This window comes from Rhizocola hellebori (genome assembly GCF_016862955.1).
Taxonomy (GTDB): domain Bacteria; phylum Actinomycetota; class Actinomycetes; order Mycobacteriales; family Micromonosporaceae; genus Rhizocola; species Rhizocola hellebori.
The window spans coordinates 1-15,245 of sequence record NZ_BONY01000140.1 but is presented as its reverse complement, the minus strand read 5'-3'; the positions used below and the strand labels follow the sequence as shown (position 1 = coordinate 15,245).

The window sequence follows — 15,245 nt, the reverse complement described above, 5'->3', positions numbered from 1 at the left end:
CCCCTGTAGCTGCGCCACCACGCCCAGCTGGTGGTAGGAGATGCCGGCGCCGTGCCGGTCACCGAACTCCAGCTCGATGGCCAGCGACTGCTGGTAGTTGTCCACCGCCTGCTCAAACCGCCGCTGCTCCTGCGCCACCACGCCCAGCTGGTGGTAGGCGTTGGCGGCGCCGTGCCGGTTACCGAGCTCCAGGTCGATGGCCAGCGACTGCTGGTAGTAGTCAGCCGCCTGCTCAAACCGCCGCTGCTCTTCGGCCACCGCGCCCAGCTGGTGGTAGGTGACGGCGGCGTCGCCTCGTCGATCTAGTTCCAGATGGATGGCCAGTGCGTGCTCATAGTGGGCGTGGGCGTCGTCGAGCTGGTATGACGTCAGCGCTGCGTGCCCGGCGAGGTTGTGCAGAATCCCGCGCTCTTGCCTTGCGTCGCTCGTGTCGCCCTGGTGCAGGCCTAGAGCGTGCTCGATGAGTGCTCGTCGTGTGGTGTGCTGGCTGGCCTGGTCAAGGGCTTCGTCCAGTGTGAGGATCAGCGAGGTGAGTGGTTGCCTGCTGGTGAGGGCGATTTCGAGTGCTGTGGTCAGGTTGGGGTATTCGGCTGCGGCGATGGCTTGCCCTAATGCCCGCTGTTGTGGCTGGTGGTCGAGTAACAGCTGGTGGATCGCTGCGGCGTATGCGTTGTATAGGCGGTAGTGCGCTTGCTGGGTGGCGTGGAGGAGTGCGGTTTGTGGTTGCAGTCGAGTGCGCAGGAAGTAGGGCAGCACCGGAAGTATCTGGGTCATACTGTCGAGCTGTGGATGCGGTGCGGCCAGGCCGACCCGGACGATTTCGGCGACTGCGGCGGTGAGGTCGACAGGTTCGGACTGCTCGAGGGCGGGTTGTTCAGCCAGGTAGCCCGCATAGAGGGCGAGCAGTTCACGGTTGGGCAGGGTGGTGGTGAACGGGGCGAGCATGAGCAGGGCGTGTTGGGTGGCGGGGTCGAGTTTGCCGTGGCTGTATTCGATGGCTTTGACGATCAGCCCGACCGGGTCGGCTGTGTCCCCGCCGCCGCCCTGTAGGTCGGCCAGGATCTGCGCCGGTGTGGAGGTGGCCAGGGCCGGAAGAACGACCGTCATCGGTAGCGGGTAGCCGCCCAGCAGGGTGTTGAGCTTGGTCAGCGCTTCACGTTGGGCGGGGTCGTCGAGGTGGTGGCGGGCGTGGTGGTGGCGCAGGATTCGGTCGGTCAGTTGTGAGGTGGCCTGCGGGTCCAGGCCGGACAGCTGGTAGACATTGCTGTCGAAGGTGCCTGGCGCCAGCCACGCTTCTGGTTCCCGGGAACCGATCAGCACCAGCGTTCTGCCACCCAGTAACGCAGCCAGCAGTTCGGCCAGCCTTGTTTGTTCGGCGGCAGGCAGGCTGTGCGGGATGGACGCTGGGCTGGCGGTGATGGACTCGGCGTTGTCGATGACGATCAAATATGTTCGTGACCGCAGTAGGCGGGTGATCTGGTCGAGTTGCACCAGATAGGGTTTGGCCTCCAAAGTGGCCTGTGCGGGTTTGTCCAGCAGGCGTGAGGCGATGTCGCGCAGGATCTGCTCGGCGGTCCACGCGCGGTGTTCGTAGTTGTAGGTGAACGTGCGTTCGGTCAGGCCGGTGTGCTGCCACCACCAGCCCACATGCTGTAGCAGCGTCGACTTGCCGGCCCCGGCCATCCCCTGCACCAGCAGCAGATTGTGCCCGCCGGCAACCAGGATCCGCTTTTCGATGGTGTGGATGTCCAGATCACGACCCAAGAAGCCGCCGTATTCGACGTGGGGTTCGCGCCCGGATCCGGTGTGGCGTTCGGCGTGGCGGATCTCTTCCTCACCAGTGGGGTCGCGCAGCTGGAAACGCAGGTCTTGTTGCCGGAACACCACCGGCAGCATCCAGTCCTCCAAATCGACGCTCTGGTCGAAAAACCCGCGCCGCCCGGCATCGTCGAAAAGCGCCCGGCGCATCGCCTGCGCCGCGGCCACCGGATCGGCGTTAGCGGCAAGCCCGGCGTACAAGACCGGCATGCCCGCCTCGGCCGCCGACACGGTCACCGAATAGGCCATACCCACCGCGACCGGCACTCCAGCGGACACCAACTGCAGGGCCAGACTCGCCTCGCTCGTGCTGTCCTGCATAGCCGACTGGCAGGCGTTGAGCACCGCCATCGGAATCCGATGCTGCGCCATCACCGCCGCCACTGTCGCCGCCGGCACCGGCCGAGCACACCCGTCCACTACGGTTTCGAAGAACAGGAAACCCTGCCGACCCGCAAAAGGTTTGATCTCACGATCAGTGAACGCCAACCTTTTCTCCGCGCGGCCGGTGACAAGGCTGGCGTAGTCCACGAAAGCGCCGTGCAGATCGAAATGCACGATCTGATAGAACCCGGAGCCATACAGATCGGTGGCCTGCTGCAGTCGTGCCGTCAATGCCGCCCAGGTGCCAGGCCGGGCCAGATCGACCTGCACCCGTAGCGCACCTTGCCGCAACGCCCCCACCAGCGGACGTGAAATCGTGCGATAGCCAACATCGCTAGGGCCGTCCGGGCGGGCCGTCACCAGCAGCACATTCAACGACGAACCCGCCCCGGAAAGGTCAAACTTTGCCGGCTGGCTGGTCACCCGCCGCACCACTGGCACCCGCACCGCCAACGGCTCCACCATCCCCGGGTCGCGTAACGCCTCCCAATGCAGCCGATGAAACGCCGCCGACCCCGTCACCTCCACCCGGCAGCCATCAAACTGCCTGCGCCGCAACACCTCGAAATCGGTGCGCCCCGCCCCGCCAAACACCTGCCCGAACAACTCCCGGCCATACCGCTCGATCTGGGCCACCGCCACATCACGACGATCATGATCGAGGAACGGGAACCTCAGATGCTCCTGGAAATACCAGCCCAGCAACCGCTCCACCGCGTCATCAGCCGGATCCGTGACCGTGACCTCATACTCAGCCGACTCACCGAACCCCACCACCGCCGCTAACCCGCCATCGGGCAACAGGCCAGTCTCGCGAATCCTGACCACCGTCACAGCCGCTCCTGCACCAGCCGCACCACAATGATCCGATCCCCCGCCGCAGTACGCTGCTCCACCAACTCAAGCTCAGTGCGTTGCCCGCCCGACTCCTGTTCCCCCCTGCGGATCAGCCTGCGCACCAAGTCATACAACAGCGAACTAGCCACATTCACCACCAGCGGAACGACCACCATCTCCACCAGACCCGGCACGAAACTGTCCCGGCCCGCCTCCACACCGGCCACACCAAGAGCCGACGCCTCCTCATCAGCCAGCCACAACCCGGCCAGCTCCTTCGGGCCCACGCCCACCGCCGGATCCACCACCACCACAAGACGCGACATGGTAGCCATCGTCGACTGTCCACCGACGACTGTCACCGGCCATCAGCAGTCATCCATTCGACAACCAGCCAGACACCAGCACCGAACCCACCACCGACAACCAACCACAAGCCATCCGAAGCGAACCTTCAGCCACCCAACACCGCCGCCGTACACGCCAACGCTCAGCCGACGGTCTCCCAAACCGCCGCGATTACGGCTCCAACCAGTCCTTGTGTCCAGCAGGACATGAGCGGCGACGCGAATACGACGGCATGCACGGTCGATGTATTCCGCACAGGATCTGGCAGGCGACATCGCCTACCTGAGGGGTTGACATAGCCTGGTCCTTAGTGACCCTGAACAGTTGTTCGGCAGCGCCTGGCGCGCCACCGGTCGTAGGAGGCCCGCGCGCCGACTGAGCCCGGCGCGCCCAGGAGCCGGTTGTTTGTGGACCCAGCGGGCGATCACGGCCGACGTCTACACCGGCCCGATCAGACATGCGAATGTCCGTACGACGGCGTCCGGGCCTAGCTGAATCGCGGCGGTGTGGGACGGTCGCCGAGGAACTCCGGCACGCGGAACCTGACGAAGGCGGCCGAGTCGAGCCCGAGGGAGTCGGCGAGGGCTTGCATCCGGTGCGGTCCGGCCAGCGCGTCCCAGCGGCCTGTCTGGATGCGCTTTTCCATGGTGAGCACCGCCGCGACCAGCTCGGCGGTCGTGAAGGCGCAGTGCCCGGCGTGCTCGGCGTACGCCTGCCGCAGCAGCTCGGCGGAGCGGCTGTCGTGCACGTCCTCGCCATACTCCTGCTGGTGCTGCACTGGGACGAGCCCGTCGTCAGTCGTATGCAGCGTGAGGACCGGCATGGCCAACTGTCCGGTCAGGACGGAGTTGCGCATCCAGCGGTACGCCACGAGGTCAGCCGTCACGGTGGCCGTGCGCGTGAGCAGCTCTAGGTCCGCGCGCAGGTCGATGCCGGCGCGGTGGTACAGCTGCGCCACCTGAGCCAAGCGCCCCGATTCGGCCAGTTGTCGTCCATAGTCGACACCCTTGTTCCACGTGGGATTGCCGCCGGCGCTGCGCTCCATGTCGGCGCGGCCCGCCACGATGAACGGCAGGATCGCACGCAGGTTCTGATACTCGCCCGCCACCTGAGCGTCGATGTCGCCGCGTGCTGGCTTCGGCTGTCCAGGAACCCACGTCGGCTCCTGGTACAGAGCGGTGATCAAGGCGGTCCGTGCGAGGCCTTCGGGGCTGGCCTGAGCCTGGTCCAGCGCGGCCACCATCTGGCCCGCAGTGGCGAACGCCTCGGCGGTATCGGTGAAGCGCACGAGCTTCACCTGCTGCCCCGCGAGCAGTAGTTGCGCGACCGCGTGCGACCCGTCCAGCTGGTAATTGTGCAGGTCGATCCCGCCACCCATCAGGCCGCAGGTGGCGATCGCACCATCGAGCTGCCGGCCACGCTCGGCAAGCTGTCCGGTGATCATGCCGCCGAACGACGTGCCGAGCGCGATGGCGCGGCGTGGCTTGCCGATCAGCGCGGTGACCGCCCGCAGCGTGTCGAGCCCGTCGCTGGCTGCGGTGTCGGTGACCCACCCCGAGCGGGAGTACGACGAGCCGGCCAGCGCGTAACCGCGGGCCAGCAGGGCCTCGGCCGTGGCCGGGTCAGGGCTGTTGCGGGGTGGGTTGTCCGGGAAGGGGTTGTAGCCGTGGCTGTAGAGCAGCAGCGTGCCGTTCCAGTTCGCCGGCACGTCGGCGATCCAGGTCGCGCCGTTGGGCAGGACCCCGTCATACCGGGTTGTCGGCGCGGCCTGCGCCGTGGTGGGCGCCAGCCCCAGCATGGCCAGGAAGGCGATGATCGTCGCGGCGAGCAGCCGTCTAATAGTCCTCATGATGCGCTGCCTCTGTGGGGTGTATGGCGAGCGGCCTCGGTGGAGACTGTCGATAGATTCGGAAACTAGACATCTTCTCGACGCCCGTCAAGCAATCGACGAATATGGTTGGCCACCTTCCACCTATTCGCCTCTGCGGCCGCACCTCCACCCAAGCCATCGCCCAACACCTCGACTGCCCGCCACGCACCGCCCGAGGGTGGGTCCAACAAGCCCGCCAGTCGTCTGCGGCCGGATCAAATGCTGGCGGCACCCGTATCTGGCAAGGGTCAGGGTGCGCATCCACTGCCCGACCAGCGCACCGTGTGCCTCATGTACGGCTAACCACAAGCGGCCTCGCCCGCACCGGGAGCTGCCACCATCGCCGCCACATCACCGACATCAGCCACGACCACCGTACGGCCCTGTCCGGTCGCAAGTTCAGCGTGCCGGTCAGCAACGGTGTTCTTGCCGGCTGCGATCGGACCTGTGAGGACCAAGAGTTGAGGCAGGGCACTAATCTGCCATCCATGTGAGAAGGTAGCGAAGATTGGTGCACTCCAACGGATCAAGGGCCTTGGTCGACACTCGCGGCAGGAACCGGACTCCGCGCCGAACAACGATCGCGAGCGCAGCAAGCCGCGCGACCGACTCACTCTCAAAAGGAACCTGTTTCGGACGGCGTCGCCGCTTCGCGCCGACCTGATCTACTCGGCGCGCCTTTCGGTCTTGTCCAAGAAGGAACGGTGGCCGTACAAAGTGCCGCCCGGCGCTTCCGGGAGACAACGGCGGCGCCTCAGCCCGACGACTTCGACGAATGAATGCCCACCACCAGCTATCCAGCGGTCCCTTACTAGCGCCGCGCCAGTCAAGATTTGCTCGCGCCCGGCTGATGTGTGAGCTCAAGGGCGCCGACGGATCAGGCCATGAGGCAGTTCTGCCAACGCGAGCGTCCTAATTAGCCTGAATTGCGAGGCACCGGCGACTCGCACCGAATCCAGGTACCACAACAGACCTTTATTCGACTCCCAGCGGCCAGTTCCGCTTAGACGTTCGGCGACGAGCGCATCGTCTGGCGCGACAAGGCGCTCATCGCCGATTACGTTGGCTCAGGCCTGCCGTTCCAAGGCATCGGGAACGTCGCTGGCCAGCCGCAACAGCTTGCGGATATTCGGGGTCACTACGTAGCCTGCGGCGATGAATAGCCCGATGGCTTGGCCTACATTCGCCAACCAGTGATGGTCTCCCCACTCCGAAGTCCCGATCTCGTACGCGGCCTTAACCTCCAAGGTGATGAAGCCGGTCCATAGCGCCCGGGTGCGCCTAGACACCAGCATGTGCAGTATCGAAATGCCGGCAGTGGCGTTCCGGTGTCTTACGCCTAGCTCCTCCAGCTGATTTTCCAGGTTCCGGATCGTGTGATCGGCCCGTATGAGTTGCGGGGTGATGTTGTTCATGAGATCTCCAGTGTTTGCGTTTTCGCTGGTGAACTCAGGTCAGCTGTCTGTATGGCTGTCTGGCCAGGATCTCGGACGACTTCCAGACAGTCGCTAGTCCATTGCCCTGCCGTGGCGAGTTTCGGCATACGGTTAAGTGGTGTCTGGATCAGAACTGGGCGATGGTCCTGCCAGCAACGACTCCGGTATGAAGGCATTCGCCAAGCAACTGCAAGGGCTACAAGCTGCAAGCGGCACCCCGTCGACGCGTGACTTAGAGAGGCTGTTCCGCAAGATCGGAAAGCCGTCCAGCCGTAGCACGATCAACGAACTCCTTAACGGGAGGCGCTTGCCTCCTTGGGCGTTCGTCGAGACGTTCGTGCGGGCTTGCGCGCTGTACAGGGGTGACAACCATCCCGACCTGGCCTTCTGGCGAGCACGGCACGCGCAGATGCTGCAGGACCATGTGGCTGTGCCGCCTCGACGGATCCGCACTCAGGAATGCCCGTACCGCGGACTGCAGATGTTCACCGCGGAGGATGCCGATTGGTTCTATGGGCGAGAGGCCGCAGTTGATGCCGTGTTGGCCGGCCTGGACGCGCATTCTCGGGCTCTGCTTGTGCTCGGACCATCCGGTGCTGGAAAGTCCTCCCTGGTGCGGGCCGGGGTGCTGCCTGCTCTAGCCTTGGGCGCTATTTCTGGCAGCGATCGTTGGCAAACCGTCGTCACCAGACCCGGCCAAGACCTGCTGGCCGACATTCGCGGCGACCGGCTCGCCATCGTCCCAGATTCTGGCGACGGATCACTCAAGTGGGCAATCGAGAATCGCTTGGACGACCAGCCGCCCGGCACCCGGCTGTTGCTGGTTATAGACCAATTCGAGGAGCTGCTGACCCCGTCTACAACGGACGACGCTCCGTCTGCAGCCATTGACCAGCTCGCAGCGCTCATCGGTAAGCCCCAGCTCACCATCATGTTGGTGATGCGAGATGACTTTTACCCACGTTTGGCCGCCCATGGTGCGGGCCTACTGGAACTGCTGAAACCTGGATTCGTCAACATCCCGGCAACGCTCGGTGAACAGGAGTTGCGGGACATCATAGTGAAGCCGGCCGCACTGGCTGGGTTGCGCTTTGACGATAATCTGCCTGAGCGGATCATCGGCGACGTCCTGGCGGTCGACCGAACCACTACCACGACCAGGACGGCACCCGTTACCGTCCTTCCTCTACTCGAGCTGACCTTGCAGCTGTTATGGACGCGTCGGACGGGCAGCGTCATGACCCATGATGGGTATCGGCGAATCGGCGCCGTCGCGGGCGCGGTGACGAGGTGGTGCGACGCCGTCATCGACGAGCTCACCCCGGCACAGCAACAGACCGCTCAGCGGATCTTGACAGCCTTGGTGCGCCCTGCTGACGAAGAGCGACGCATCCCCGCGGTTCGGCAGCAGTTGCCAATCGCCACCCTGCATGAGCTCGCCGCGCCCGGCTCCGGAAGGTCCGATGGTGACAATAGCGCTGACGGCCATGCGCGCGATGATGTCCTTGATGTGTTGGCCGCCAACCGGATCGTCTCCACCCGCAATGCCGGTGTGCCCGGCGAAGGCGGCCAGTACAGCCCTCCGGTCGCTGAGTTGGTTCACGACGCGCTCATTCACAACTGGGCCACCCTGCGCAATTGGATCAGCGCCGATCACCGATTTCAGGAATGGCTATATCGTGCCCGAACCCAGCTGAACCGCTGGAAGGTACGCCATGATCCTGACGACTTGCTGCACGGGACTGATTTAGCTGAAGGGCTGGATTGGTCTGAACGGCGTTCGCTGACTCACGAGGTCGCGTCGTACGTGGGCGCAAGCCGCCGACATCAGCAAAACCGGACCCGCCGCCTCTGGGCGAGTATCTTCGCCCTGCTTACGGCGTTCGCCGTTTCGCTAGCTGCCACCGCATACGCGATCGAAAGCGCCAAAAGAGCCGATCAGCAACACGGTTTAGCGTTGTCTCGGCAACTTGCCGCGCAGAGTGAGCTCGCTCGGGGCGCCAAGCGGTCAATTTCTGCTCGACTCGCGGCGGCGGCACTCCATGTCGCCCGAACCAACGAGGCGCTCAACGCGGCAGGCTCCCTGCTCACCAACTACCGCAGCATGCTGCCTCACAGCAGCTCAGTTAGCGCAGTGGCGTTTAGCCCCGATGGCAAGGTGCTAGCTAGCGCCAGCGCCAGCGACGTGCGGCTGTGGGATCCGGCCACGGGACGCCCGTTCGGTATCCCCTTGACCGGCCACGCTGGTTCGGTGACCGATGTGGCGTTCAGCCCGGATGGCAAGCTGCTGGCTGTCACCAGCGGAGACGACTTCGCCGGCGTCAGTGGCGAGGTGCGGCTGTGGGATCCGGCGGTCGGGCGCCCGGTCGGAGCGCCGCTGACTGGCCGTACCGGTTCGGTGCATGCTGCTGCGTTCAGCCCAGACAGCAGGCTGCTGGCTGTCGCCAGCGGAGACAGCCTTGCCAGCGGGAGTGGCGAGGTGCGGCTGTGGGACCCGGCGACCGGACAGCCGATCGGAGCGCTGCCCGCCGATGACATGGGTTCGGTGGAGGCGGTGATGTTCAGCCCGGACGGCAAGCTACTAGCCACCATCAGCCGAGGTGAGGTGCGGCTGTGGGACCCTGCGACCGGCCGCCCCGCTAGCGTGCAACTGGCCGGCTACACCGACCTTGTGACCGCATGGGCATTCAGCCCAGACAGCAAGCTGCTAGCTATCGCTAGTGCTAGCCCCGGCGATTCGATGGGCGGCGAGATGCAGCTGTGGGATCTGGCCACGGGCCACCCCGTCGGCATGCAGCTGACCGATGACCCCAGTTCGGCGCAGGCGGTGGCGTTTAGCCCGGACAATAAATTGCTAGTCACCGCCAGCGGCAGCGAGGTTCGGCTGCGGGACCCGACCACCGGCCACACGACCGGTGTCCCGCTGACCGGCCACACCGGTTCGGTGACAGATGTGGCGTTTAGCCCCGACGGCAAGCTGCTAGCTGTTGCCCTTGCCAGTACTGATTTTCCAGATCAAGGTGGCGAGGTGCGGTTGTGGGATCCGGGGACTAGGCGCCTGGTCGGGGCGCCGCTGACCGGCCACACCGGTTCGGTAGAGGCCGTGGCGTTCAGCCCCGACGGTACGCTGATAGCCAGCGCGGGCGACTTTCCTACCCCCAGCGCCAATCTCGGCGGCGAACTGCGGTTGTGGGATACGACGACCGGGTACCCAGCTAGCGTACCGGTGACCGATATCCCCGGCACGGTAACCGATTTGGCTTTCAGCCCGGACGGCAAGCTGCTAGCCAGCGCTAGCGCTAACGTTACCGATGGCCAGGTGCTGCTGTGGGACAAGGCGACTGGGCTCTCGGTCGGAGGGCCGTTGGCGGACGATACTGGTCCGGTGCATGCAGTGGCATTCAGCCCGGATGGCAAGTTGCTAGCCTGCGCAAGCGAAAGCGAACTGCGACTGTGGGACCCGGCTACACGCCGCCCAGTCGGCCCGCCGCTCATCGGCTACAGGGGATCTGTCACCGACATGGCGTTCAGCCCAAATGGCAAGTTGCTTGCCACTGCCAGTGAACGTGAGGTGCGGCTGTGGAACCTGACCACGCACCGACCAGTGGGCTGGGCACTGACCGGTCACACTGGTCCGGTGCATGCGGTCGCGTTCAGCCCAAATGGCAAGGTACTGGCCAGCGCCAGCGAGCATGAGGTGCGGCTGTGGAACTCGACCACACACGGCCCGGTAGGCGGTGCATTGACCGGCCACACCGGTTCGGTGCATGCGGTCGCGTTCAGCCCAGACGGCAAGCTACTGGCCAGCGCCAGCGGCGACGCCAACGGGGGCCAGGTGCGACTGTGGGACCCGACGACTGGACACCCCGTAGGCGTGCCAATAACCGGCTTCCCGCGTGCGGTTCAGGTGGTGGCGTTCAGCCCGAGCTCCAAGGTACTAGCCAGCGCGACCGGCGACGACAACGGAGGCGAGGTGTGGCTATCGGACCCGACTACCTACCAAGATCCCCTGAAGGCAATATGCAGCCAGGTCGGTGAAATGTCAGAGCAGGAGTGGTCGGTATATGCGCCTGACGAACGGCGAGAGTCTGTCTGCGGATAAAACCGGGGCTATACCGTGACTCCGCCGTCCCCTCCGCGACCAACGTCAACAACCGCAACGAAGAGATCTGTCGACGCGAAGCGGCGACGACCGATAACCCTTCGGTATTGAGACGAGGTGCCGGGCGTACGAACAGGGCGCCGATCTGAGACCCCGAGATCTACATTGCATAGTCCGCATAAATGCGAGATCGACTGATCCACTGGCGGATCCGATCAGGACGTGGTCACCGCTGAGCCCTTCGGATGATCGAGCATTGGTGACCACGAGCGGGAACGGGCCGGTGGGATGTGTCGCATCTACACCCGTCAGTCCAGGCGGTCGACCGGCCGCAGGCGGATATGGCTGCCCTTCGCTAGAGTTGCCGCAAGCGATCGAGGTCAAGACCGTGGGGAGATGGACATGGCAGGCGGGTGGCCACGGTTTGCGGCGGTGTTGTTGGCGGTAGGACTTGCCGGCGGGTGCGGCGGCGGACCTGACAGACGAGACATCGGCGATGTCGAGCAGCTGCTGACGGACGGCTTTCTGGAGCCGGTTGGTGAGGCTGGCATCGGCTACCGCGTCGAGGACGCGTGTCAGCTCACGCCGGATCGATCGTCGCCGCGATATCCGAACGCTGCGACCGGCCCTGGATGGCACCTGGTCGTCCGGCTTTCGTTTGACGCGCCGCCGGATGCGGTGGCCGATGTACTGGAGGCGGAGAAGATCATCGTGGTCCGCGACCGGGAATCGATGATCGTTCAGCAGCTGCGTGACGCGACCGGCTGGAACGGTTCGCTGGATGCGGCGCCGGATGGATCGAGGCTCTCGCTCACATACAACAACGCCATCCCCGGCGGCTGGCCGGAGGGCTTGGGCTGGGCCGAGGCGTGCCCGGACACTGCGGCCTAAAGGTTTCGCAGACTGTAGCCACCTTGTCGCGGAGGGAACGCGCACCGAGAATAATCGCGAGCGAAGCGAGCGCCCCCGCGTCGCAAAAGGAACCTTGGACGGACAACGGTGCGTGCCGTCGCCGCTTCGCGTCGGTGGTGGGTTATGTCGAGTGGATTGGCTTGCTGACCGGCGTCGATGCCGGCGAGCGTCAGCCGGTTCCGACCGCGATCAAGACGCCACACGGCTGCTGGTCGCAGCCTTAGTAAAGGCCGACTGCCGTGCGTATCCGATCAACCTGCTAGCGGCGGCCCGCTACTCCGTCAGAGCAGCCGCCAACTGCTGCCGACCGGCGATGCCTAGCTTGCGGTAGGTGTTGGTGAGGTGGATCTCAACGGTGCGCATGCTGAGAAATAGCCTTTGCGCGATCTCCCGATTGGTGGCGCCGCTGGCTGCGAGGCGTGCGATTCGCAGTTCGCTGGCGGTCAGCGCTTCGCGGCCCGCGAGCCGGGTCCGGCGTGGCCGGGCTCCGGCCGCGGTGAGTTCCTCCTGTGCCCTTGCAGCGAGCGGGACGGCAGCGCATCTATCCGCCAGGTCGAGGCCCTGCCGCAGGGGTACGACGGCCTGAGCGCGGTAGCCAGCCCGGCGCATCGCTGCGCCGTGATCGATTAGTGCGTGGGCTCGCTCCATAACTGCGGGCGAGCCATCAAGTAGCGCCGCAGCCTCCTCTAAGCGGGTCAGCCCGTCTCGGCCTGGCGCGACGAGCGCCGCCACCCGCAGGGCCCTAGCCACGGCACTCTTGGCGCCGAATCGCTGGGACAGCTCGAGGTCTTCGGCCGCCAGTTCGACTGCTTGGCCGATCTGCCCGAGTGCGTGATGGGCCAGTACGGCCGCGCTGCGCCAATGGGCGAAGTTCGGGTTGCCATACCCACCCTGGGTGAGCGCCCGGCCACATGCCCGCAGGTCGGATAGTGCCTCGGCGAACCGGCCTTGGGCTAGCCGCAGCCGGCCGCGAGCAAGCAGAACAAAGTGTGCGATGAGCATGCTTACCGACTGGTCACCGTCCAGGTGGTTTTCGGTGACCACCCGTTGGGCTTCTTCGATGGCGCCACGGGCTACCAATGCGTCGACAAGTACGGCCGCGGCGAGCGGCAGATCCTGTGGGCGGGTGTCTTCCTGCAGTTCTAGTGCGGCTCTGCCATCGCCTTCGGCGTCGACAAGATTTCCAGCGTAGAACGTAGTGTGCGACCGCAGCACCGCCAGATAACGGAATTCAGCCGCGTTGCCCAGCCGCCCTGCGGCATCGACGCCACGGTCGAGGAGCTCCAGTGACTCGGGCAAGTGGTCGGTGACTGCCAGCGCTGCGCTGGCCATGTTGATGAGAATCCATTTGTCTCGCACGGTAAGTAGTCCCGTCGCGGCGAGCCGGGCCAGCCGGGCAACCTCGGGGGCGGGGCGGTCGCCGCTCGCTGCCGCGCCAAAGGCCACGACCGACAAGATCATACGCTCGACATCGCGTTTCCCCGATAGAGACGGTAACAGCGGGTCAAGTCGTGCGGTCCAGATGGAGGGCGGCTGAATAGTGACTATATCGACCATAGCCAGTGCTACCTGTAACTGTAGTGGCAGCTCGGTGTCGCCTTCGCCGACCGACCGCCGCGCGAAATCCAATGCCTCGATCGCCGCCCGGCTGCGGCCTGTGTGTAGCATCAGCCATCCCAGCTGCATTGATAGCTCCACCCGAGCCTCTGCCGTCGGGGCGAGCTCGATCGATTGCCGTAGGACGGCTGCTGCCTCTTCTGGCCGATTCGCCATACCGAGAGCGCGGCCGAGCTCGGCTTGGACCGTTAGCCGCTGTTCTGGTGCGACCGGTTCGGCCAACGCCCGCTGAAGGAACACCACCGCTGGCTCTGGTGCGTTGCAAGCCATGGCACCGGTTGCGGCGCCACGCAGCGCCTGTGCCACCCATTGGTGCCCCTCAGGCTCTGCCAGCAGCAGCTGCGTGGCTAGTTCCTCGTCCTGGGCACCGTCCTCGCGCATAATCAGCGCGGCCCGTTTGTGCTCGGCGGCGCGAAGTAGGTCAGTGGAGTCCGTATACACGGCGGTGCGGACCAGCGGATGCATGAACCTCATGGGCAGGCCCGGGGCCAGAATCGACTCTGTCGCCAGTGCTTCCGCCAACTGCGCCAACGCAGACATCGGCAACCCTGCGAGCCTGGCCGCCCGCCGAGGCGTGGCGGCCGGGCCTAATACCCCCACGGCGCGCGCCAACTTGACCGCATCCGGGCCAAGCCGGGTTAGCCGGGCCAGCACCGCTCGGCTGATGGTTTCCAGCTTGAGGTTCTCGACTCGGTGGGCCTGTGGCGCTTGCGGGAGCACTCCACCCTCGCGCAGACTTGTCAGCGCCTCGGTCAGCAGAAACGGGTTCCCGCCGCTGGCCCGCGCGCAGGCTCGGCAGAACTCCTCGTCGGCGTCCGGCCCCAACTCAGCGCGGACCAGCCGGACGATCGCCCCATCGCTGAGGGGGGACAGCTCGATTAGTGTCGGACGTACTCCGGTCAACGCTCGGTCGATCGGATTATCACCACCACGACGCGAACGGCTCGCGATGATCAGCAAGACCGGAACATCGCCGAGCCGGCGGGCCAGGTAGGAGATGATGCGTACTGACGCCTCGTCCGCCCACTGCGCGTCGTCGACGCTGAGTAATAGCGGCTGGTGGGCCAGGTTGCAGAACAGCCAGTAAAGTCCGTGCTCTACACCGCCGGGACCTACCTCGTCCGCGCCACCGGCTCCCTGTCCAAACACCACAGCGGCGAGATTGGCCGCGCCAGACAACAGATCGGCGCGAGTCTCGGGGCCAGCGGCCCGCAGGAGCGGCTCAAGCAATTGCCGCACCATGCCGAAAGGCACTTCTTGTTCAAGTTCCCCGCCAAGCGCGACCAACTGGCGAAATCCGGCGTCGACCGCGCGGGAGCGGATCTCCGCCAGCAGTGCCGTTTTGCCGATGCCGGGCACGCCATTCACAACCAAGACGCTGCCCCGCCCGCCGACGGCCTGCGTCAGTAGCCCATCCGCCGTCTCCAACTCACGATCTCGCTCGACCAGCATCTTCTTGCCGCCCGCCCACGCATGTTTGGCACCTACCACTATGCCATTTCCACTAGGCGCGAGATGATCTGCCCGGATTGGCCGAGGCTTGCCACTGGCCTTCCTGGTATCTCCGCCTTCTGGCTAGCCTAGGCCGAGCACCTTCACTGAGGCGCTGCCAGCGCTGGCAATGCGCGGCATGCCTTCACCAGCTGGCCATTCCTGGTCTGGCGACTCCGCATCGGAGGCACCAAGAAGGACTGATAGGTCGCACCGGCGGGTCGGGGCACGTTTCTCCAATCGAGTCAGAAATCTAGTGGTGGTACCACGATGCCGTATGGCTCCCGCTGCCGGCACCGTTATGGCATGTCATTGACTCGACGAAGTGTCCGTGTTATCGGCACGACGCTCCGAAACCACGTGGAAGGAACTCCGGTGGGTCGACGCACGAGAGCCGGTTTCCGCATAAGGCGAGCGCTTGCCATCATCG

The 15,245-nt window shown here is 65.2% G+C and carries 7 protein-coding genes; 2 read left to right on the top strand and 5 right to left on the bottom strand.

Features of this window, described 5'->3' with window-relative positions; genetic code table 11:
- The 4 genes from Rhe02_RS47865 to Rhe02_RS47850 all read right to left on the bottom strand — a co-directional run.
- The coding region (locus Rhe02_RS47865) for a tetratricopeptide repeat protein (RefSeq protein ID WP_203915253.1) at positions 1–3,036 on the bottom strand (3,036 nt) is incomplete at its 3' end.
- Positions 3,033–3,365, bottom strand: coding sequence for a hypothetical protein (locus Rhe02_RS47860; RefSeq protein ID WP_203915252.1), 333 nt, complete (start codon positions 3,363–3,365; stop codon positions 3,033–3,035). The genes Rhe02_RS47860 and Rhe02_RS47865, both read right to left, overlap by 4 nt.
- Before the next feature lie 509 nt (positions 3,366–3,874).
- Positions 3,875–5,236 (bottom strand): hypothetical protein, encoded by a 1,362-nt coding sequence (locus Rhe02_RS47855; protein WP_203915251.1) that lies wholly within the window; start codon positions 5,234–5,236, stop codon positions 3,875–3,877.
- Between the two features lie 1,088 nt (positions 5,237–6,324).
- Positions 6,325–6,672: a hypothetical protein gene (locus Rhe02_RS47850; RefSeq protein ID WP_203915250.1), complete on the bottom strand. Its 348-nt coding sequence runs from the start codon at positions 6,670–6,672 to the stop codon at positions 6,325–6,327.
- Between the two features lie 139 nt (positions 6,673–6,811).
- Between Rhe02_RS47850 and Rhe02_RS47845 the strand changes: the two genes are divergently transcribed.
- Both Rhe02_RS47845 and Rhe02_RS47840 read left to right on the top strand, forming a co-directional pair.
- Positions 6,812–10,795 carry an NACHT and WD repeat domain-containing protein gene (locus Rhe02_RS47845; RefSeq protein ID WP_203915249.1) on the top strand — a complete coding sequence of 1,328 codons (3,984 nt, stop codon included), beginning with the start codon at positions 6,812–6,814 and terminating at the stop codon, positions 10,793–10,795.
- A 402-nt stretch (positions 10,796–11,197) separates the two neighbouring features.
- Positions 11,198–11,686: a hypothetical protein gene (locus Rhe02_RS47840; RefSeq protein WP_203915248.1), complete on the top strand. Its 489-nt coding sequence runs from the start codon at positions 11,198–11,200 to the stop codon at positions 11,684–11,686.
- Between the two features lie 294 nt (positions 11,687–11,980).
- Here Rhe02_RS47840 and Rhe02_RS47835 read toward each other — a convergent pair whose 3' ends face one another.
- The gene (locus Rhe02_RS47835) at positions 11,981–14,776 is read right to left on the bottom strand and encodes an ATP-binding protein (RefSeq protein ID WP_239124547.1); all 2,796 of its coding nucleotides are present in this window, start codon (positions 14,774–14,776) and stop codon (positions 11,981–11,983) included.
- Positions 14,777–15,245: the final 469 nt, after the last annotated feature.

Coding starts and splice junctions, on each gene's coding strand:
- Rhe02_RS47860 (WP_203915252.1), bottom strand. CDS start 3,365: ATGTCGCGTCTTGTGGTGGTGGTGGATCCGGCGGTGGGCGTGGGCCCG.
- Rhe02_RS47855 (WP_203915251.1), bottom strand. CDS start 5,236: ATGAGGACTATTAGACGGCTGCTCGCCGCGACGATCATCGCCTTCCTG.
- Rhe02_RS47850 (WP_203915250.1), bottom strand. CDS start 6,672: ATGAACAACATCACCCCGCAACTCATACGGGCCGATCACACGATCCGG.
- Rhe02_RS47840 (WP_203915248.1), top strand. CDS start 11,198: ATGGCAGGCGGGTGGCCACGGTTTGCGGCGGTGTTGTTGGCGGTAGGA.
- Rhe02_RS47835 (WP_239124547.1), bottom strand. CDS start 14,776: ATGCTGGTCGAGCGAGATCGTGAGTTGGAGACGGCGGATGGGCTACTG.